The organism is Psychrobacillus psychrotolerans, assembly GCF_900115805.1.
Classification (GTDB): Bacteria; Bacillota; Bacilli; order Bacillales_A; family Planococcaceae; genus Psychrobacillus; species Psychrobacillus psychrotolerans.
In genome coordinates this window covers 706,684-727,361 of sequence record NZ_FOXU01000001.1, presented here as the reverse complement: position 1 = coordinate 727,361, position 20,678 = coordinate 706,684, and the positions used below count along the sequence as shown (strand labels likewise).

The 20,678-nt window shown below is 35.8% G+C and carries 25 protein-coding genes; all 25 read left to right on the top strand.

The window, feature by feature from the left end; all coding sequences use genetic code 11:
- Window positions 1-2: 2 nt before the first annotated feature.
- The 25 genes from flgC to BM260_RS03740 all read left to right on the top strand — a co-directional run bounded on the left by flgC (window position 3) and on the right by BM260_RS03740 (window position 20,674).
- Window positions 3-464 carry a flagellar basal body rod protein FlgC gene (gene flgC / locus BM260_RS03860; protein WP_093535162.1) on the top strand — a complete coding sequence of 154 codons (462 nt, stop codon included), beginning with the start codon at window positions 3-5 and terminating at the stop codon, window positions 462-464.
- A gap of 19 nt (window positions 465-483) precedes the next feature.
- Entirely contained in the window at window positions 484-789 is a 306-nt protein-coding gene (gene fliE / locus BM260_RS03855) for a flagellar hook-basal body complex protein FliE (protein WP_093535160.1), read from the top strand.
- A 59-nt stretch (window positions 790-848) separates the two neighbouring features.
- On the top strand, window positions 849-2,438 hold the full coding sequence (fliF, locus tag BM260_RS03850; RefSeq protein WP_093535158.1) for a flagellar basal-body MS-ring/collar protein FliF: 1,590 nt from the start codon (window positions 849-851) through the stop codon (window positions 2,436-2,438).
- 127 nt (window positions 2,439-2,565) lie between these two features.
- Complete coding sequence (gene fliG, locus BM260_RS03845) at window positions 2,566-3,579, top strand: flagellar motor switch protein FliG (protein WP_093535156.1); 1,014 nt, start codon at window positions 2,566-2,568, stop codon at window positions 3,577-3,579.
- Entirely contained in the window at window positions 3,563-4,342 is a 780-nt protein-coding gene (gene fliH, locus BM260_RS03840) for a flagellar assembly protein FliH (RefSeq protein WP_175496201.1), read from the top strand. Before fliG ends, fliH begins: the two co-directional genes overlap by 17 nt.
- A 5-nt stretch (window positions 4,343-4,347) precedes the next feature.
- A complete protein-coding gene (fliI, locus tag BM260_RS03835) occupies window positions 4,348-5,670 on the top strand; it encodes a flagellar protein export ATPase FliI (protein WP_093535152.1) in 1,323 nt (440 codons plus the stop codon).
- Window positions 5,671-6,120 carry a flagellar export protein FliJ gene (fliJ, locus tag BM260_RS03830; RefSeq protein ID WP_093535150.1) on the top strand — a complete coding sequence of 150 codons (450 nt, stop codon included), beginning with the start codon at window positions 5,671-5,673 and terminating at the stop codon, window positions 6,118-6,120. It abuts the gene before it with no gap.
- Window positions 6,121-6,128: 8 nt separating this feature from the next.
- The gene (locus BM260_RS03825) at window positions 6,129-6,683 is read left to right on the top strand and encodes a MotE family protein (protein WP_093535148.1); all 555 of its coding nucleotides are present in this window, start codon (window positions 6,129-6,131) and stop codon (window positions 6,681-6,683) included.
- Between the two features lie 32 nt (window positions 6,684-6,715).
- Window positions 6,716-7,924, top strand: a complete 1,209-nt coding sequence (locus BM260_RS03820; protein WP_093535146.1) for a flagellar hook-length control protein FliK — start codon at window positions 6,716-6,718, stop codon at window positions 7,922-7,924.
- Between the two features lie 3 nt (window positions 7,925-7,927).
- Window positions 7,928-8,569, top strand: coding sequence for a flagellar hook assembly protein FlgD (flgD, locus tag BM260_RS03815; RefSeq protein WP_093535144.1), 642 nt, complete (start codon window positions 7,928-7,930; stop codon window positions 8,567-8,569).
- Window positions 8,570-8,584: 15 nt separating this feature from the next.
- On the top strand, window positions 8,585-8,965 hold the full coding sequence (locus BM260_RS03810; protein WP_093535142.1) for a TIGR02530 family flagellar biosynthesis protein: 381 nt from the start codon (window positions 8,585-8,587) through the stop codon (window positions 8,963-8,965).
- Between the two features lie 82 nt (window positions 8,966-9,047).
- Entirely contained in the window at window positions 9,048-9,878 is an 831-nt protein-coding gene (gene flgG, locus BM260_RS03805) for a flagellar basal body rod protein FlgG (protein ID WP_093535140.1), read from the top strand.
- A 68-nt stretch (window positions 9,879-9,946) separates the two neighbouring features.
- The gene (locus BM260_RS03800) at window positions 9,947-10,168 is read left to right on the top strand and encodes a flagellar FlbD family protein (RefSeq protein WP_093535138.1); all 222 of its coding nucleotides are present in this window, start codon (window positions 9,947-9,949) and stop codon (window positions 10,166-10,168) included.
- The gene (fliL, locus tag BM260_RS03795; protein WP_093535136.1) at window positions 10,158-10,589 is read left to right on the top strand and encodes a flagellar basal body-associated protein FliL; all 432 of its coding nucleotides are present in this window, start codon (window positions 10,158-10,160) and stop codon (window positions 10,587-10,589) included. Before BM260_RS03800 ends, fliL begins: the two co-directional genes overlap by 11 nt.
- Window positions 10,590-10,618: 29 nt before the next feature.
- Entirely contained in the window at window positions 10,619-11,617 is a 999-nt protein-coding gene (gene fliM / locus BM260_RS03790; RefSeq protein WP_093535134.1) for a flagellar motor switch protein FliM, read from the top strand.
- Window positions 11,610-12,776, top strand: coding sequence for a flagellar motor switch phosphatase FliY (fliY, locus tag BM260_RS03785; RefSeq protein WP_093535727.1), 1,167 nt, complete (start codon window positions 11,610-11,612; stop codon window positions 12,774-12,776). Before fliM ends, fliY begins: the two co-directional genes overlap by 8 nt.
- Window positions 12,777-12,795: 19 nt before the next feature.
- Window positions 12,796-13,158, top strand: coding sequence for a response regulator (locus BM260_RS03780; RefSeq protein WP_093535132.1), 363 nt, complete (start codon window positions 12,796-12,798; stop codon window positions 13,156-13,158).
- 4 nt (window positions 13,159-13,162) lie between these two features.
- On the top strand, window positions 13,163-13,846 hold the full coding sequence (locus BM260_RS03775; RefSeq protein ID WP_093535130.1) for a flagellar biosynthetic protein FliO: 684 nt from the start codon (window positions 13,163-13,165) through the stop codon (window positions 13,844-13,846).
- On the top strand, window positions 13,839-14,504 hold the full coding sequence (gene fliP / locus BM260_RS03770; protein WP_093535127.1) for a flagellar type III secretion system pore protein FliP: 666 nt from the start codon (window positions 13,839-13,841) through the stop codon (window positions 14,502-14,504). The genes BM260_RS03775 and fliP overlap by 8 nt, the downstream gene beginning before the upstream one ends.
- Window positions 14,505-14,516: 12 nt before the next feature.
- Window positions 14,517-14,786 carry a flagellar biosynthesis protein FliQ gene (gene fliQ / locus BM260_RS03765; protein WP_093263173.1) on the top strand — a complete coding sequence of 90 codons (270 nt, stop codon included), beginning with the start codon at window positions 14,517-14,519 and terminating at the stop codon, window positions 14,784-14,786.
- Between the two features lie 4 nt (window positions 14,787-14,790).
- Window positions 14,791-15,567: a flagellar biosynthetic protein FliR gene (gene fliR, locus BM260_RS03760; protein WP_093535125.1), complete on the top strand. Its 777-nt coding sequence runs from the start codon at window positions 14,791-14,793 to the stop codon at window positions 15,565-15,567.
- A 1-nt stretch (window position 15,568) separates the two neighbouring features.
- Window positions 15,569-16,654 (top strand): flagellar biosynthesis protein FlhB, encoded by a 1,086-nt coding sequence (gene flhB / locus BM260_RS03755; RefSeq protein WP_093535123.1) that lies wholly within the window; start codon window positions 15,569-15,571, stop codon window positions 16,652-16,654.
- Window positions 16,655-16,678: 24 nt separating this feature from the next.
- The gene (gene flhA, locus BM260_RS03750; RefSeq protein WP_093535121.1) at window positions 16,679-18,712 is read left to right on the top strand and encodes a flagellar biosynthesis protein FlhA; all 2,034 of its coding nucleotides are present in this window, start codon (window positions 16,679-16,681) and stop codon (window positions 18,710-18,712) included.
- The gene (gene flhF, locus BM260_RS03745) at window positions 18,709-19,824 is read left to right on the top strand and encodes a flagellar biosynthesis protein FlhF (protein WP_093535119.1); all 1,116 of its coding nucleotides are present in this window, start codon (window positions 18,709-18,711) and stop codon (window positions 19,822-19,824) included. The genes flhA and flhF overlap by 4 nt, the downstream gene beginning before the upstream one ends.
- Window positions 19,808-20,674, top strand: a complete 867-nt coding sequence (locus BM260_RS03740; RefSeq protein WP_093535117.1) for a MinD/ParA family protein — start codon at window positions 19,808-19,810, stop codon at window positions 20,672-20,674. The genes flhF and BM260_RS03740 overlap by 17 nt, the downstream gene beginning before the upstream one ends.
- Window positions 20,675-20,678: the final 4 nt, after the last annotated feature.

Here is a 20,678-nt window from a genome sequence, read left to right as displayed (position 1 = left end):
TTATGTCTATATTCCACGGTATGAATACAACAGCATCAGCGTTAACAGCACAGAGGCTTAGAATGGATGTAATTTCCTCTAATATGGCAAATGTAGATACTACTCGAGCTAAACTTGTGAATGGTGAATGGCAAGCTTATAGAAGAAAGTCAGTAACATTGAAGCCAATCGATGGAAATTTTTCGAATTTTTTAAATGTAGCCATGGGTTCAACGGACAATAGAAGCGTTGGAAATGGAGTAAAAGTTACTAATGTAAAAGAAGATACAGAAACTCCTTTTAAATTAGTATACGATCCAACACATATTGATGCTGATGAAAATGGATATGTGGAAATGCCAAATGTTGATCCCTTAAAAGAAATGGTGGATTTAATATCGGCTACGCGATCTTATGAAGCAAATGTAACAGTTTTCAATGCAAACAAAGCAATGTTGTCTAAAGCTTTAGAAATAGGTAAATAAGAAAGAAGGTATAGTTTAAATGGCAATAGAATCCGTTTCATTATTTAATCCTTCACAAATAAATCCAGTTTCGCCAACTTCGAAACTAAGTCCTTCAGAAGCACAAGGTGACTTCGGTGATTTTTTAAAATCAGCCATTCAATCCGTAAATGAAAATCAAAAAGCTTCCGACGTAGCTACTGAAAAGCTTATAAACGGTGGCGATATCGAATTACACGATGTAATGATTGCCTCTCAAAAAGCAAGTATTACATTAAATACTACCTTAGAAATTCGAAACAAAGTTGTAGAGGCATATCAAGAAATTATGCGTATGCAAGTTTAACCTCTTTCGGTTAACGCGATAAATTTGGCAAAAATATTCACCATAACCGGAGGATAATAATGAATGAACGTATAAAGAAAATGACAAGCGACGTAACATTTTTTTGGAAAAGTCGCACTAAAATGCAAAAAGGAACAATGATTGGCAGTTTGTTAGCTGTTATTATTCTGGCGATAATTATTACTACAATGATGAATAAAGTTAACTTCGTTCCGCTGTACACAGATGTATCTCCATCTGAAATAGGACGTATTAAAGAAACATTAGATGCACAAGGAGTTCCCAATGAAATTGCTCCAGGAGGGACATCTATCCTAGTACCAGCAGAGCAAGTGGATTCGTTATTAGTACAACTAGCTGCGGAGGGTTATCCACAATCAGGTATGATTGACTATAATTTCTTCTCTCAAAATGCTGGATTTGGTATGACTGATAATGAGTTTAATGTACTAAAGCTAGCTTCTATGCAAACAGAACTCGGTAAGTTGATAAAAGGTGTCGAGGGAGTAAAGGAAGCGCAAGTAATGATTACATTGCCGGAAGAAGGTGTATTTCTTTCACAAAGCAATGAAACTGCTAGTGCGGCAATAATTTTGAATACAGAGGCTGGGTATAAATTTACAGATTCACAGATTTTGTCCTTATACAACTTAGTATCCAAGTCCATTCCTAATTTAGCTGCAGAAGATATTAGTATTAGAAACCAGTACTTAGAGTACTTTGACTTAGAACAAGCAAATGCAAACACAGCCGGGGCAAATGTAACCGATCAAATGTCAATCAAGAAAACAATTGAGCGTGATTTACAACGTCAAGTTCAAACGATGTTAGGTACTTTGATGGGACAAGATAAAGTAGTTGTCTCTATTACTACAGATATTGATTTTAAACAGGAAAATCGAGAAGAGAATCTAGTAGAACCTGTTGATGAAGAAAATATGGCTGGAATTGAAATTAGTGCACAGCGTATTTCTGAAACCTTTACCGGTGAAAATCCTGTAGCAGGAGGTACTCCGGCAACAGAAGATGCAACTGACAATTTCACGAACTATGTAGAAGGCTCCACATCAAATGGAGATTATGAACGACTAGAAGATACGATTAATAGTGATGTAAATCGAATTAAAAAAGAGATAGTTGAAAGTCCTTATAAAATTAGAGACATAGGCATTCAGGTTATGGTGGAACCACCTAATCCAGAAGATGTAACAACTATGCCTGACGGTGTAGAACAGGATATAGAACAAATTCTTGCAACAATCATCCGCACTTCTATAGATGAAGAAGCAGGAGGAGAATTGACAGAGGAATTACTACAAGAAAAAATTGTCGTATCAGTACAACCATTTAATGGGAAAGCTACTGCGGTAGCAAATACACAATCAGCTATTCCTTGGTGGGTTTATGTAATAGGTGGAATTCTACTTGTTGCAATAATTCTATTAGTAGTATCTTTACTTCGCTCTAGAAAAACCGATGAGGAAGAAATGATTATTCTAGAAGAACAACGTGAGGAATTTAATGTCGATGATATTAACACAGAAAAAGAAACAGAATCGACTCTTAGACGAAAACAATTAGAGAAAATGGCGAAAGATAAGCCAGAAGAATTTGCGAAGTTATTACGTACTTGGATAGCGGAGGATTGACTTTATACCAAAAATAAAGTTAAAGCCTCCGGCGAATGTCATAGATTCTGAAACAATATTATCCGGCTTGCCGGATTCAAAATCTTGATGTAAGTACGCCGAGGCGTAATTGATTGGGGGAACGGCTGTGAACAAGAAAGAAAAAGATTTAAGTGGTAAACAAAAAGCCGCGCTCTTATTAATTTCTCTCGGACCTGAAGTGTCTGCTTCTATTTATAAACATTTAAATGAAGAAGAAATTGAGCGTTTAACTCTTGAAATTTCAGGTGTAAAAAAAGTAGAGCCTAACATTAAAGAAGATATAATAGAAGAATTCCACACGATAGCATTAGCACAAGACTATATCTCACAGGGGGGTATTGGATACGCAAAAACAGTTTTAGAAAAAGCATTAGGCACTGAACATGCTCAGGCAATTATCAATCGACTCACATCTTCTCTACAAGTGAGACCATTCGATTTTGCCAGACGTGCAGAGCCTGCCCAACTGTTTAACTTTATCCAAAATGAACACCCACAAACAATAGCTTTGATTCTTTCCTATTTAGAGGCGCAGCAAGCAGGAATTATTCTTTCCTCTTTACCACAGGAAATGCAAGCAGATATAGCTAAACGAATAGCAACGATGGATTCCACTTCTCCTGAAGTTATTAGTGAAATAGAATCAGTACTTGAACGCAAGCTTTCTTCAACAGTGACACAGGATTATACGGAAACAGGCGGTATAGATGCTGTCGTAGAAGTATTAAATGGTGTGGATAGAACTACGGAGAAAACGATTTTAGATGCTTTAGAAATACAAGATCCAGAACTTGCAGAAGAGATTAAGAAAAGAATGTTCGTATTCGAAGATATTGTTACATTGGATAATCGCTCGATTCAACGAGTTATTCGTGATTGTGAAAACGAAGATTTATTACTTTCTATGAAGGTTTCTAGTGAAGAGGTTAAAGACGTAATTTTCCGCAATATGTCCGTACGGATGGCTGACACATTTAAAGAAGAAATGGAAATTATGGGTCCAGTTCGATTACGTGACGTAGAGGAAGCACAATCTAGAATAGTAACAGTAATTAGAAGACTTGAAGATGCAGGAGAAATAATAATTGCTCGTGGTGGAGGAGATGACATCATTGTCTAAAATTTTCCGAAATGTATATTTGAGTGAATCGAAGGAAAATACCAAACCCATTCAAATAAGGAATTTATATGTTCAAGAAATGATGAACACAGACGAGCCGTTAACGATAGATGTTCTTACACAAGAGAGAAGTAAAATGTTAGAACAGGTAAACCAAGAGATAGCAGAAAAACGAGCTTTATTAACAAAAGATATTGAAGAGACGAAACAATATGTTGAAAACCAGTTGAATGCGTGGGAAGAAGAAAAGATTGTTTATCAGCAACAGGCATATGACGAAGCCTTTATACAAGGCTTAGAAGAGGGACGTTTAAAAGCTCAAGCCGATATGCAAAACTCGCTAAAACTTGCTAATGAAACGATGAAAATTGCTCATGAGAATGCCGCGAATTATTTACAACAACAAGAACAGGTCATTTTAGAATTGGCTTTACGAACTGCAGAGAGAATTATTGCTAAGAAGCTAGAGGATAATGAAGAACTATTTTTATCTATTGTAAAAAGAGGGTTAAAAGAAGCGAGAGAAATGAAAGTGATTAAACTATATGTTTCTCCCACTTACTTTGAACTTGTATCTAATAATAGAGAAGAGCTTTCCTCCATTTTTCCTGTAGATGTTCCATTTATGGTTTTTGTTGATGAAGATATGAATGAAACTGATTGTTATATAGAAACAAATCACGGAAGAATTGTAGTAAGTATTGATGAGCAAGTGCAAGAATTACGACGTAAGCTTGTGGATATTCTAGACAATATGGAGTGAATGTGATGAAAGCTGTAGATTTAATACAACAAATTTCGAATATACCTACATTTAAAAAATATGGTCGAGTTAGTCGAGTTGTTGGATTAATGATTGAATCACAAGGTCCTGAAAGTTCCGTTGGTGATGTATGTAAAATCCATATAAACTCCGCCAAAACAGGAGCTTCTATTATTCTTGCTGAAGTTGTTGGTTTTAAGGAAGAAATTGTCGTCTTAATGCCCTATACGAATATAAGAGAGATATCTACTGGTTGTTTAGTCGAAGGAACGAATAGTCCATTAGAGATTAAGGTAGGGCCGGAACTTATAGGAAAAGTATTAGATTCCATGGGCAATCCAATTGATGGATCTGTTTTACCAAAGGGTTTAATGACTGTTGGGACAGAAAAAGATTCTCCTAATCCTTTAACTAGACCACCTATTGAAGAGCAAATAGAAGTAGGTGTTAAGGCAATTGACGGAATGCTTACTGTCGGAAAAGGCCAAAGGGTCGGTATTTTTGCTGGCTCGGGGGTAGGGAAAAGTACATTGCTTGGAATGATTGCTAGAAATACTAATGCGGATTTAAACGTCATTGCACTAATTGGAGAGCGCGGCAGGGAAGTACGAGAGTTTATCGAAAGAGATTTGGGAAAAGAAGGTTTAGAAAAATCGATTGTCGTAGCAGCTACTTCTGACCAACCTGCATTAATGCGAATTAAAGGTGCTTTTACAGCTACTGCTATTGCAGAATACTTCCGAGACAAAGGGTTAAACGTAATGCTTATGATGGACTCGGTGACTCGTGTAGCGATGGCACAACGGGAAGTTGGTCTTGCAGTTGGTGAACCTCCAGCTACAAGAGGATATACGCCTTCTGTATTCTCTATATTGCCCAAGTTGCTTGAACGAACTGGCACAAATGAAAACGGCACAATTACAGCGTTCTATACTGTATTGGTAGATGGCGATGATATGAATGAACCAATAGCTGATACAGTTCGCGGAATATTAGATGGTCATATTGTGTTGGATCGTTCACTTGCTAACAAGGGACAGTATCCTGCTATTAATGTATTAAAAAGCATTAGTCGATTGATGAATCATATTTCGGACGACAAACATGTGAAAGCAGCGGAAAGATTACGAGATTTATATTTCACGTACGATAAATCAGAAGATCTTATTAATATTGGTGCATATAAGCGTGGGACATCTCGTGAGATTGATGAAGCTATACAATATGAACCTTTAATTACTTCCTTTTTAAAACAAGGGTATTTAGACAAAGTATCTTTGGATTCTTCCGTCGATGAATTAGTGAAATTATCAGGTGGTGTTTCATAAATGGTTGCTTATCAGTTTAAATTTGCTAAAGTTCTAACGATTCGAGAACAAGAAAAATCAGAAACGGAATTGGCTTACAAAGAATCCGTGTCGTCTTTCGAGAAGGTTGCTACAGAGTTATATAATTTGTTGAAAAAGAAAGAAGATACAACAGATACACAAAACAATCTGCTTATTTCTGGCCTTTCAGTAGACAATATCCATCATTATTCGAATTATATCGACGGTCTTCAAAAAAGAATTGATGTTGTTCAAAAGGAAGTTGTCCAAGCAAGATCTAAAATGAATTGGATGGAAGAAAAGCTACTCGAAAAGTCATTAGAGGTAAAAAAGTTTGAGAAGATTAAAGAAAAAGACCTATCACAGTTTCAAGAAGAGCAACAAAGACTAGAAACGATTCAATTAGATGAAATATCTTCTTTAAAGTTTCAAAACAAAGAGATTAGGTGAGTAGAAGCATGGCTGAAGCAAAAGGTTTAAGTAAAATAAAAATGCTCTTTTATTGGTTTATCATTCCTCTTTTATTTGCTTTACTTCTCTTACTGGTACTTGCTCAAATAGCAAATATAAATGTTTTTGAAAAAGCAAAAGAGATAACAGGTTTTAGTGAAGAGCAGGTATTAACAGTAGACAAAAAAACAGAAGTACTAGAAGAAAGAGTAGTCTCGTTACAAGCTGAAATTCAAGAAAAAGAAGCTCGAATTGATAAAGTTCAAACGGAACTTGATAATTCTGCAACTGAGAAGGAAGCATTATTAATAGAACAAGAAAGATTGTTAGAAGAAATTGCAACATTAACAAGGAATCAGGAAAGTGCTAAACGAGATTATGCTGAAGTTGTTTCTACATTTGAAAAAATGTCCGCAAAAAAGGCTGCTCCAGTTATAACAAAGATGAGTGATGCGGAAGCTTTACGTATTTTGACAAGTCTCAAACCTGATACGGTAGCAAGCATTTATGAAAAAATGACTCCAGAAGATGCTGCTAAATATACAGAGTTAATGACGAAATAATTATTTCCATTTGAAGGGAGGTGAATATAAACGTGAATATCGCAATGCCCACAGGTACAAATGTAAATGCTGCTATTCAAACTAGTAGTAAAATACAAACGACTATGAATAACAGTCAAAAGTTCGGTTCCGTATTTGGACAGATTTTATCCAATTCACAAGTACAACCGATTGTTACAGAACAAGTAAATCCCGTTGGAAATGTACTCCAAGATCTGTTAGCAATTCTAAATGCAACTTCCATAGAAGAGCTAGAATCAGTATTAGGAACGGAAGATTTAACTGTAAATCCTAAAGAGTTAAAAGGACTTTTAGATAAATTATTAGGTACTGACAGTGATGTGAACATGAACGAAGAAATACAACAATCAAATGTTTGGGATTTGCTAGCCGGTATAAATGAACAGGCAACCAAACTTACAGATGCGATTATTTCTTCTCTAAATGGACAAGGGCCAAGTACTCCAACTGATGCAAAACAAGCGATTGAATTTCTAAAAACTGTACAGTTAATAGGAAATAAATCGGATTTAACCATTAAAGAAGAATCTACACTTTTTGATATGAAGCAGTTGCTTGAAAATGTGAAGGAAGCAGTAAGTAAATTGCCAACTAGTGAAACATTTTCTTCATCACAACTATTAAAACAACCGATTATTCATACTCAAATGGTAGTGAAACAAACTGCTCACACTTTACAAACAGAAGTTGTAACTGAAACAAAAGAAATTACATCAAATGTACAAGGCAGTACTACTACAGTAATTCAAACAAAAGTAGAATCAGTTTCCTTAACCTTACCAACTGAGAAGGCTGGTCAGTCAGAGGAATTTATAAAAGAATTACAAAAAGTAATGAACCGTGTGCAGTTTGGGCAAACAGGCGGTGTAAATAGACTAGTTCTTAAGCTATTTCCAGAGCATCTAGGTACGATTCGAATTGAATTGATACAAAAAGATGGTATGTTAACAGCAAGAATACTAGCATCAACTGCTTTAGGTAAAGAAATGTTGGATTCTAACTCAAGTCAATTGAGACAAGGTTTTGCAGGACAAAACATTCAACTGGAAAAGTTAGAGATTAGCCAGGCTTTACAAGACTCGGTGAGACAAGAGAAGCAGCAAAACTTCCAACAATCTTTTAAACAACAACAGCAAGAGCAGTCTAATGAAGAGACAAATACGGAAAGTCAGGAAACACCAATTTCCTTTGACGATTTCTTAACAGATATGGAGGTTTAACAGATGGCAGATATGACCCCAATTACTAAAGGTATGTATTTATCAAATAAAGCACCGACAACAAAAACCACTGGTAGTAGCGAATTAGGGAAAGATGCTTTTTTAAAAATCCTAATGACACAACTGCAAAATCAGGATCCAACTAAACCGATGGATGATGCACAATTCATCTCACAAATGGCGCAGTTTTCATCTTTAGAACAAATGACTAACTTAACGAAAGCCTTTGAAGAATTTGCAGGTGTACAACAACAAAGTCAAATGATTGAATTTAGTAACTTTGTAGGAAAAGAAGTAAAGTGGCATGAACTTACAGATAAATTAGATGCTGATGGAAAGCCGATAACAAATGAAGGTGCTGGATCTATTACAGGTATTAAATTTGTAGATGGAAGCGTGGAATTCACGTTAGCAGATGGAAAGAAGATAAACCCTGGAAATATTTCAGAAGTATTATCGGGTAGTTCTAATTCCAATAGTTTAGTAGAAGCTAGCATGCTCATTGGTAAAACAGTAGGTTATCAAAATGGGGATACCGTAAGCTCAGGAGTAGTACAATCAGTTTCAAAAAAAGATGGAAGTATTGTATATAATTTAGGTGGAGACGTGTCGATCAAAGCCGACCAGTTTATATCTATCCAATAAGAACGGAGACTTGCAATGGACAATATTTCGATAAATCGTGTTCCGCTGCAAACAAAAATCCGTCAACCAATCACATCCAATCAGGTAGCTTCACCAAAACAATCTTTCTTACATCATTTACATGAAGCATCTGTTCAAACAGAATTAAAAGTAAGTAAACACGCCAACCAACGTTTACAAGAAAGAAATATTTATATTTCAGATGCAGAATGGCAAATAGTAAGCGACAAAGTTTCAGAAGCACGCTCTAAAGGTGTGAACGACTCACTCGTATTGATGGACCAAGCAGCATTAATCGTCAGTGCAAAAAACTCCACTGTCATTACTGCAATGAATCGCACGGAAGCGAAAAACCAATTATTCACAAATATTGACGGTACAATCGTACTGAACTAATTAAAATAGCAGGACCTGTAAAGGATGCTATGTGCAGCCGACTGATAGAAGCTAGCACGCAAATTGAAGGGAGAAAAAATATATGATTCGCTCAATGTACTCAGGTATTTCAGGTTTAAAAAACTTCCAAACAAAATTGGATGTAATTGGTAATAATATTTCAAACGTAAACACTTACGGATTTAAAAAAGGTCGTACGGTATTTAAAGATCTTATTTCACAGACGACTTCTGGTGCATCAGGTGGAACAGCAACTCGTGGAGGTGTAAATGCAAAACAAGTGGGATTAGGATCTCAACTAGCATCAATTGATACAATCCATTCTGGAGGGTCACTTCAATCGACAGGAAACACCTTGGATTTGGCAATATCTGGTGATGGTTTCTTCCAGCTTGCTGATGGAACAGGTGGAAGTGCAACAAATGTTCCCACAGGTTACTCTACTAGTAAATTGTATTCAAGAGCTGGAAACTTTTATTTAGATAGTTTAGGTGCATTGGTTAATGGAGAGGGGAAATATTTGGTGAGTGTAAGTGGAACTCCCTTAAAAATCCCTACTGATGCACAAAGTATGTCAATTGGTCAAGATGGAACAGTAAACTATGTGGATGCAGCTGGTACTTTAACGAGTGCTGGGCAAATTCAATTAGCTAAATTCCCAAATAATGGTGGTTTAACGAAATCAGGATCAAATTACTTTGAACAGTCTGCGTCCTCTGGGGCGCCGGTTTTGAACGCTCCATTAGCGGGTGGTACAGGTTCGATCAACTCTGGTTTCCTAGAAATGTCTAACGTAGATTTGTCAGAAGAATTCACAGACATGATCGTTGCACAACGTGGATTCCAAGCGAATACTCGTATTATTACAACTTCAGATTCTATTTTAGAAGAATTAATCAACTTAAAACGTTAATCTATTAAACTTTAAATTTACTTGAAAGGGAGGGTTGGGCCGTTCCTAAATGGTTCCGGCCCTTCATTATGATTAATCTAACTCGTTTAAACGGCAAGGAGTTTTCGTTAAATGCTCTGTACATAGAGACTGTGGAGTCTTTTCCAGATACGACGATTACACTTACAAATGGTCATAAATATGTAGCGTTGGAATCTAGGGATGAAGTATACTCCAAAATATCTCAGTTTTACAAAGAAGTACATATTTTATCGAACCCGCATATAAGAGGTGAACAAGATGAAGAGTAAAAATAAACTATTAACCATTATGCTTATTATTTTAGTTTCGATTACTTTACTGGGGGTAGTCGCGTTGCTATTAGTGATGCAGTTAAACAAGACAGATAAAGATGATAAGCCAACCATTGATGAAATTATTGAGTCCTCTGTAGATATACCAGAGATAACTACTAATCTAGCGTCAAATAAATTTATACGTATATCTTTAAAGGTCCAGACGGACAGCGTTAAAGCAGCAGAAGAATTAACTAAACGGGATTTTCAAGTAAAAAATATAGTGATCACAGAACTATCTGAAATGACTCCTGAAGAGTTAGATGGTAAAAAAGGTAAAGCAGTATTTGAATCAGCGCTTAAAACAAAAATTGGTGAGCTAATGGATGATGGAGAAATTCAACAAGTTTATATCACTTCTTATATTATTCAATAAAGAATTTTTAAAAATTGGAGGTGGGCAGATTGGCAGGAGATATATTATCTCAATCGGAAATAGATGCGTTGTTGAGTGCACTCTCGACAGGTGAAATGACAGCAGATGAAATGAAAAGTGAACAAGAAGCTAGGAAAATAAGGACATATGATTTCAAAAGAGCACTTCGCTTTTCAAAAGATCAGATTCGAAGTTTAACGAGAATTCATGAAAACTTTGCTCGTCTATTAACCACATTTTTTTCTGCCCAGTTAAGAACATACGTACAAATTTCGGTCGTTTCAGTCGATCAAATACCTTTCGAAGAATTTGTTCGTTCGGTACCACATATGACATTGATTAATGTGTTTGAAGTACCACCGTTAGAAGGTAATATTCTGATGGAGATCAATCCGAATATTGCTTACTCCATGTTGGATCTAATGATGGGTGGAAAAGGACAAGCTCATACAAAAGTAGATAATTTAACGGAAATTGAAACGAAGATTATGACGAATTTATTTGAGCGTTCGTTTGATAATTTACGAGAAGCTTGGATAAATATTGCGGATATCGATCCGATACTAACAGAGCTAGAGGTTAATCCACAATTTTTACAAATGATCTCTCCCAATGAAACAGTTGTTGTAATATCTTTTAATACAATTATTGGTGAAACAAGTGGAATGATTAATATTTGTATTCCTCATGTAGTTTTAGAACCAATTGTACCGAACTTATCTGTGCGTTATTGGATGCAAACAAATAAAAAAGAAGTTTCACCTGAACAATTAGCTGTTCTGAAAAAACGAGTGAATGCTGCAGAAATACCTATAGTCGCAGAAATTGGGACAACGGATATATCTATAGAAGATTTATTGTATTTACAATTAGGAGATGTCATTCAGTTAAATACTAAAATTGATGACTCATTAACTGTTAAAGTTGGTGGTATTCCTAAATTTATTGGTCAACCTGGAAAACTAAAAAAACGGATGGCTGTACAAGTCATTGAAACTGTGAAAGGAGGAGAGGATGATGATGAGTGATGATATGCTCTCCCAAGACGAAATTGAGGCTCTCCTTAGAGGAACGAATATAAATGAGGAAGCTTCGAAAGAAGTAGAGATGGAAGATGTAAATGTAGAAGATTATTTAGATTCATTTGCTCAAGATACACTTGGGGAAATTGGTAATATCTCATTTGGTAGTTCTGCTACTGCCCTGTCTTCACTTTTAGGACAAAAAGTAGATATTACTACACCTAACATTAGTATGATTAATAGTAGAAAACTACAAGAAGAGTTTCCTCATCCATATGTAGCAGTGCAAGTACAATATACTGCTGGACTAATCGGTATGAATCTTCTCGTTATAAAACAATCGGATGCTGCAATTATTGCAGACTTAATGCTTGGTGGGGATGGATTAGATCCAAAGCCCGAACTTAGTGAAATTCAGTTAAGTGCAGTTCAAGAAGCGATGAACCAAATGATGGGTTCCGCAGCAACATCAATGTCTACCGTTTTCAACAAAAAAGTAGATATATCACCACCTACAATCGACCTTATGAATCTTAAGGAAGGGGAAGGAACAGATGCCATCCCTGAAAATGAGTTACTTATTAAAATATCTTTCCGTCTTAAGATTGGAGATTTAATCGATTCTAATATTATGCAACTATTACCATTAGAATTTGGGCTAAGCTTAGTTAAATCCTTAATAGGAGAAGAAGAACCCGAATTAGCTGCTACTATTACAGAAGAAAGAGTATATCAAGCGCCGGTTCAACAGCAGCCTTCCATGCAAACACAACAAGTACATGAAGTGCATTCGCAAGCACCAATACAGTATACTCAGCAGCAAACACGACCGCAGGCACCGCCAGTGGAAGTGCAACAAGCACAATTTGCAAGCTTTGAAGCGCCGAGTTTATCGCAAAATGAATCGAGAAATTTAAATTTACTACTTGATATTCCTCTCCAAGTAACAGTAGAATTAGGTCGTACTAAGAGAACTGTAAAAGAGATTTTGGAACTAACAAGTGGCTCCATCATTGAACTAGACAAACTTGCTGGAGAGCCTGTTGATATTCTTGTCAATAATCGACATGTAGCTAAAGGGGAAGTCGTTGTTATTGATGAGAATTTTGGTGTACGTATTACAGATATTTTAAGTCAAGCAGAACGTATAAACAATTTAAGATAAGCACTGGAGGAGACATATTATGTCGAAAAGAATTTTAGTAGTAGATGACGCAGCTTTTATGAGAATGATGATTAAAGATATTTTAAGCAAAAATGGTTTTGAAGTTGTAGGTGAAGCTGGAGATGGAGTTCAAGCAATTGAAAAGTACAATGAGCTTAAACCAGATTTAGTAACGATGGATATAACAATGCCAGAAATGGATGGAATTGCAGCTTTGAAAGAGATTAAAGCAAAAGACCCGACTGCGACAATCATTATGTGTTCAGCAATGGGCCAACAAGCGATGGTTATCGATGCAATCCAAGCTGGAGCAAAAGATTTCATCGTTAAGCCTTTCCAAGCGGATCGTGTAATTGAAGCTATTTCCAAAGCTTTAGGGTAATGACATGAGGAAATTTCCCCTCGTTTTAAGTGTATTTCTTTTTTTAACTTTTGGAACTCAGCTTGTTGTGAAAGCAGAGGTAGATTCAAATGAAAGTGTTGAACAATACCTAAATAACAATAATTCCAAAAATGAAAAAGATTCTGAAGCAATTATAGAAGAAACCCCAGATACTACAGAAACGACAGAACCCGTTTCTGCAGGTGTTTCTGTTACAGCATGGGATTACATTAAAATGGTGCTTGCCCTTTTGTTTGTTATTGCTTTACTCTACGGTGTACTTCGTTTTGTAAATAGTAGAAACAAAACCTTTCAAACCAACCAGCTTATTCAGAATTTAGGTGGGGTCGGGGTAGGTCAAGGTAAATCATTACAGCTAATGCAAGTAGGTAATTCTATATTTTTAGTTGGTATTGGCGAAGATATTACTTTGTTAAAAGAAATAACCGATCCAGTAGAGATAGAAAATTTAACGAAAATATATGAAGCAAAAATAGATATTGAAAAAAGTATTCCTTACATATTTGAGATAGTTGGTCGCTTGAAAGACAAAGGAACCTCACAGAAGAAGGAAAGTAAGCAACCTTCATTTAAGGAGACATTCCAAAAGAGACTTCAAGATATTCAAAAAGACCGTAGTAATGTATTAAAGGATTGGAAGACGAAGGAGCGCGATAAAAATGAATGAATTTGTCCAGTTTTTTTCGGACAGCGACCCCGGGAATCTTTCCACATCTATAAAATTGATGCTTTTACTAACGGTCTTATCTTTAGCTCCTAGTATATTAATATTAATGACTTCTTTTGCTAGAATAGTTATAATTTTATCATTTGTACGAACTGCACTAGCGACTAACCAAATGCCTCCGAACCAAGTGATAGTTGGGTTAGCGTTATTTTTAACATTTTTCATCATGGCTCCAACATTACAACAAGTCAACGAAGATGCATTAACGCCTTTGTTTAATGAAGATATTACTTTAGAAGAGGCTTATGAAAATGCTAGTGGTCCCTTCAAAGAGTTCATGAGTAAGCATACAAGACAAAAAGATTTGGAACTTTTCTTAAGATATTCAGAAGCAGAAAGACCTGAAACATTAGAGGATATTCCGTTAACGGTGATGGTGCCTGCTTTTGCACTTAGTGAGATTAAGACAGCTTTCCAAATTGGATTTATGATTTTTATCCCTTTTTTAGTTATTGATATGATTGTGGCGAGTGTACTGATGTCAATGGGTATGATGATGTTACCGCCAGTTATGATCTCTTTACCGTTTAAAATATTATTGTTTGTATTGGTAGATGGATGGTATTTAGTGATGAAGTCTATATTACAAAGTTTTTAGGAGCTGATTGTATTGAATAATGAAATGGTAATTTCAATTGCCGAACGAGCAATTTGGGTCATTCTTCTTGCATCAGGTCCTCTTCTTTTAGTTGCTTTAATAACGGGTCTTGCGGTAAGTATTTTTCAGGCGACCACACAAATCCAGGAACAAACTCTTGCATTTGTGCCTAAAATTGTTGCAGTTTTAGTAGCTATCGTTTTCTTTGGTCCATGGATGCTTTCACAAGTAACTTCTTATGCAGCAGATATTTTTGAGAATTTGATAAGATACATTGGTTGATACGATGGATGAAATTTTACCGAATTTAACTGTATTTTTACTAATCGTTGCCCGTGTAACCGCCTTTTTTGTAGTGTTACCATTATTCTCACATCGAACAATACCTGCATCACATCGGATAGCATTTGCTGTAGTTCTATCTTGGATGATGTATTATACGTTGGATGTAGAACCGTTTAAAATAAATGGAGATTATATTCTGTTAATCATTAAAGAAGTTATATCTGGATTATTTATAGGTTTACTAGCCTATATCATTATGTCAGCCGTTCAAATTGCGGGTGGATTTATCGATTTTCAGATGGGATTTGCAATGGCTAACGTTATTGACCCACAGACAGGTGCACAAAGTCCTTTAATTGGTCAGTTCTTGAATACTTTAGCTCTATTGTTGTTATTAGCACTAAATGGTCATCATTTATTGTTGGATGGTATTTTCTATAGCTATCAATTTATGCCGATGGAAATGGTTTGGCCAGCTTTTGGACAAGAAAATTATGTGGAATTTATTATGAAAACTTTTGCTGGCGTTTTTGCTGTTGCATTTCAAATGTCTATCCCAATAGTTGCGACACTATTTCTTGTGGACGTAGCCCTTGGTATAACTGCGAGAACGGTACCACAGTTAAATATTTTTGTCATAGGATATCCGATAAAAATAGGTGTAGGGTTTTTAGTCCTTCTCGTGATGATGGCTGTACTAATGGCAGTGATTCAGAAAATGTTTGAAATTTTGGTCGTCGCAATGCGTGACTTGATGATAATTTTAGGTGGTGGCTAATATGATTGCTCTACGCTTAGATCTGCAGTTTTTTGCGGGAGAAAAAACAGAAAAAGCGACTCCTAAAAAGAGAGAAGATTCTCGTAAAAAAGGGCAAGTCTTAAAGAGTCCAGATGTAACAAGTGCTATTGTGTTACTCTCTGTTTTTGTTTTTCTATTTTTCTTTGCTGGTTTTTTAAGAACAGAGATATTTACATTTTTTAGTGTTGCATTTACTCATTATATGTTGATAGAAACCCTGACCATTGATACTGCAATCATTATTTATAAGGATATGTTAATTGAAATGGCTATGGTTCTGCTACCAATCATGTTAGTAGCTGTAGTAGCGGCTATAGCGGCAAATTTCTTTCAGTTTGGACTGCTATTTACGACAGAACCATTGAAATTTGATCTGAAAAAGATTGATCCTATAAAAGGTCTCAAAAGGATCTTTTCGATTAAAGCAATTATAGAGCTATTAAAATCTATCTTAAAAATATCATTTATTGGTTCTGTAACTACTTTAATATTGTGGATGAATTTGGAACAGGTTTTATCTCTATCATTCAAAACAGGTTGGGATACACTCTCCACTGTTGGATGGTTAACCGGAACTATGGGTATAGCTGCATCCTGTGTATTGTTGTTCATATCCATTTTAGATTTCTTTTATCAAAAATTTGACTATGAAAAAAATCTGAAGATGTCTAAGCAGGACATTAAAGATGAACATAAAAACTCGGACGGGGATCCAATTATAAAGTCACGTATACGGCAAAGACAAAGGGAAATGGCAATGCGTCGGATGATGCAAGAAATCCCTACAGCAGATGTTGTTATTACAAATCCAACACATTTTGCTATTGCTCTAAAATATGATGATGAATCAATGGAAGCTCCAACAGTAGTTGCAAAAGGTGCCGATTTCGTTGCACAAAAGATAAAACTAATTGCTAAGGAAAATAACGTGGTCATGGTAGAAAATAGACCACTAGCTCGTTCAATGTATGACCAAGTAGAAGTAGGTCAACGTATTCCAGATGAGTTTTTCAAAGCAGTTGCTGAAGTATTAGCTTATGTGTATCGTATTAAACAAAAAATTTAATGGCAAAGTTAGAGGTGGAAGTAAATGCAAGTCCGTGATATAACCGTATTGGCAGCTGTAATATCTATAGTGGCGATGCTCGTAATACCTCTTCCTCATTGGTTAATAAGTTTTCTTATTATTATAAATATTACAATAGCGTTATTAATATTAATGACTGCTATGAATATGAAAGAAGCTTTAGAGTTCTCTGTATTTCCAACTATCGTTCTACTTGTTACTTTATTTAGGCTTGCATTAAATATTTCTACAACAAGAGCAATTTTAGCAGAAGGTGATGCAGGTAAAGTAGTTGAAACCTTTGGTACCTTTGTTACAGGTGGGAATATGCTCGTTGGTTTAGTCGTATTTGCTATTTTGGTTATTATCAACTTTATCGTAATTACAAAAGGTGCAGAACGTGTTTCTGAGGTTGCTGCACGTTTTACACTCGATGCTATGCCTGGTAAACAAATGAGTATTGATGCGGATTTAAATGCAGGGATGATTTCTGAGAAAGAAGCTCGTGAAAGACGTGAAAAGGTTAGTGGCGAAGCGGACTTCTACGGAGCTATGGACGGGGCAACCAAGTTCGTAAAAGGGGATGCCATTGCGGGTATTATTATCGTTATAATAAACTTGTTATTCGGAATTATTATTGGTGTTGTTCAATTTGGACTTCCTTTTGGGGAAGCCGCAGTTCTGTTTTCTACTCTTACAGTTGGGGACGGTCTTGTTTCTCAAATACCAGCATTATTAATATCCACAGCTACAGGGATTGTTGTAACAAGAGCTGCATCTAAAGGTAATCTGGGTGGAGATATAACAGGACAATTGTTCAATCAGCCAAAACTTCTTTACGTTGCAGCCGTGACAATAACGCTTTTAGGTATTGTAACCCCGATTGGTTTAGTCTTAACTTTACCTATTGCTATTGCACTTGCCGTAGGAGCTTATATGATAAGTAAGGCTAGTCAAGAGGGTCCTGAAGAGTTGGAAGAATTTGAAGAGGAAGTTACAACGGATAATATGAAGAGTCCTGAAAATGTCATTAATCTACTAAATGTAGATCCAATAGAATTCGAGTTTGGTTATGGTTTGATTCCATTAGTGGATGCTGCCCAAGGCGGAGATTTACTTGATCGTGTTGTAATGATTCGTAGACAACTAGCACTTGAATTAGGTGTAGTTATTCCAGTAGTGAGAATACGAGATAATATTCAACTTCAACCAAACGAATATCGGATAAAAATAAAAGGTAATGAACTGGCTAGAGGCGAACTTCTTTTAGATCATTATTTAGCGATGAGTCCTGGTGATGATGATTCGATTGAAGGAATAGATACTGTAGAACCTTCCTTTGGATTACCTGCTAAATGGATAACGGAATCTGTCAAAGAGGAAGCGGAGATACTAGGTTATACCGTTGTCGATCCTCCAAGTGTTGTTTCGACGCATATGACAGAAATTATCCGTAATAATGCACATGAATTATTAGGTCGTCAAGAAACAAAACAATTAATAGACCATATTAGAGAGACATATCCAATCTTAGTAGACGAGTTAACACCTACTCCATTAACTGTAGGGGAAATTCAAAAAATATTGAGCAATTTACTAAGAGAGCATGTATCTATACGAAACTTGCCAATCATTTTTGAGACACTTGCTGACTATTCAAAAATGACGTCGGATGCCGATGTATTAACAGAATACGCAAGACAATCTCTAGCGAAGCAGATTACAACTCAATATGCCGGAAATAACAATGTACTAAAAGTATTAACAGTCTCCGGAAAAGTAGAAAAACTTATTGCCGACAGTATTCAACAAACAGAACATGGGAACTATTTATCCATTGATCCTAATGATTCACAAGCTATATTGGAGTCTATGGCAAAAGAGATAGAGCGAGCTTCCATGATGGAACAGTCTCCAATTATTCTTTGTTCTCCTGCAGTAAGAATGTATGTTAGACAAATGACGGAAAGATATTTCCCTCAAGTCCCAATTCTCTCCTATAATGAATTGGAATCCTCCATTGAGGTACAAAGTGTCGGGGTGGTGAATGTAGATTGAAGATGAAAAAATATACGGCTAGTACTATGCCCGAAGCAATGAAATTAATTCGTAAAGAACTTGGTGATGAAGCGGTTATACTAAGTTCTAAAGTAGTCTTTTCTAAAGGGTTTTTAGGTTTGTTTAAGAAAAAATCTATTGAAGTGTTAGCTGGAATGGATACAATCGAACAACCGAATAATACATTTGAGATGCCAACTATGGTGTCTCAAGAACAACAAAATGTTTCTTTAGAGATCCAAAAAGAATTAGCAGACTTAAAACAAATGGTTAAGAATATTAAAATTCCGGAAATGTTAAGTTCATACCCAGCTGAGATGAAAACTCTTATGGACTTTTTAGAAGAGCAAGAATTGTCAGAGGAGCTGATCACATCTGTTTGTGATGAGCTTTTTGTGCATCATAAAAAGAATACTGATGCTTTTGAAATAGAAGATCAACTTAGTCTAACCAAAAATTCTCTCCAAACTCAAATGGAGCATCTTCCGTTTGGTGGAATTTCTTATACTAAAAAATATATAAATGTACTTGGACCAACTGGTGTAGGCAAAACTACTACGATTGCTAAAATAGCTGCACGTGCAATTTTAGAAAAAAAGAAAAAGGTTGGCTTTATTACGACCGATACATATCGTATTGCAGCTATTGAACAACTAAAAACCTATGCTGGATTATTACAATCTCCATTAGAAATTGTATATAACGAAAAAGATTTACAAGAAGCAATGGTAAAGTTCGAACATTTAGATATCGTTTTTATCGATACGGCAGGTAGGAACTTTAAAGAAACTAAATTTGTAAGAGATTTGCAAAAGCTAATCGAATTTGAAGTGGATACGGAAACCTTCCTAGTACTCTCGTCTACATCTAAACAAAAAGACATGGAAGTGATAATAGAACAATTTAGTGAATTTCCTATTGATAAATTTATCTTTACGAAGATAGATGAAACAAATACTATTGGCTCAATTATCAATTTAATGGTTAAATATAATAAAGGACTTGCTTACTATACGGATGGTCAAGAAGTCCCGGAAGATATTATGGAAGCTAGTCTTGAAGAATTACTCAAATTGTTTTTAAAGGGGATTCGCTATGAGAGATCAAGCTGAAGAACTTAGAATGAAAATGCTACGTAATCAAAACAGGCTTGGGCGCTCCTTAGCGGTAGTTAGCGGTAAAGGTGGAGTTGGAAAAAGTAACTTTTCTATAAATTTCAGCACAACTTTAAGTGGGCATGGCAAAAAAGTGGTGCTAATTGATATGGATATTGGAATGGGCAATATTCATATTTTACTAGGAAAATCGGTTCAATATAACTTGAAAGATTATTTAGTTGGAGAACAGCCCATAGAATCTGTGTTGTTTGAAGGTCCAAATGGCTTGCAATATATATCTGGAGGTTCTGGGTTAAGTGGTGTGATGGAGTGGACAGATGAAATGTTCAATCGCTTAATAGAAGCTTTCGAATATTTACAGAAAACCTTTGACTACATAGTTTTTGATATGGGGGCCGGTGCAACTAGTCAGACATTAGATTTGTTAATGTCTGTGGACGATATTATCGTCATTACGACAGCGGAGCCTACCTCTATTACGGATGCATATTCTATGATGAAATACATTTATTATAAAGATTCTGAAAAAAATTTCTATCTTATTTGCAATAGAGCCTTTAGCGATGAAGAAGGGGCTGAAACAACGGGGAGATTAAAACTAGCTATGTCCAAGTTTCTCTCCAAAGAAATTACAATATTAGGTGTATTGCCCGAAGATACAGTTGTTCGAAAGGCAGTAAGGGAACAAACCCCATTTTCTATCTTATATCCACAAGCTGAAATAACGAAAAAGTTAAAAAAGATAGTCTATACATTTACCGACTTGGAAGATGCATTAGAAGCTACACCTAAGCAAACTAATTTCATATCTCGATTAAAAAGTCTTTTTTCAGGAAGGACGTGAGATG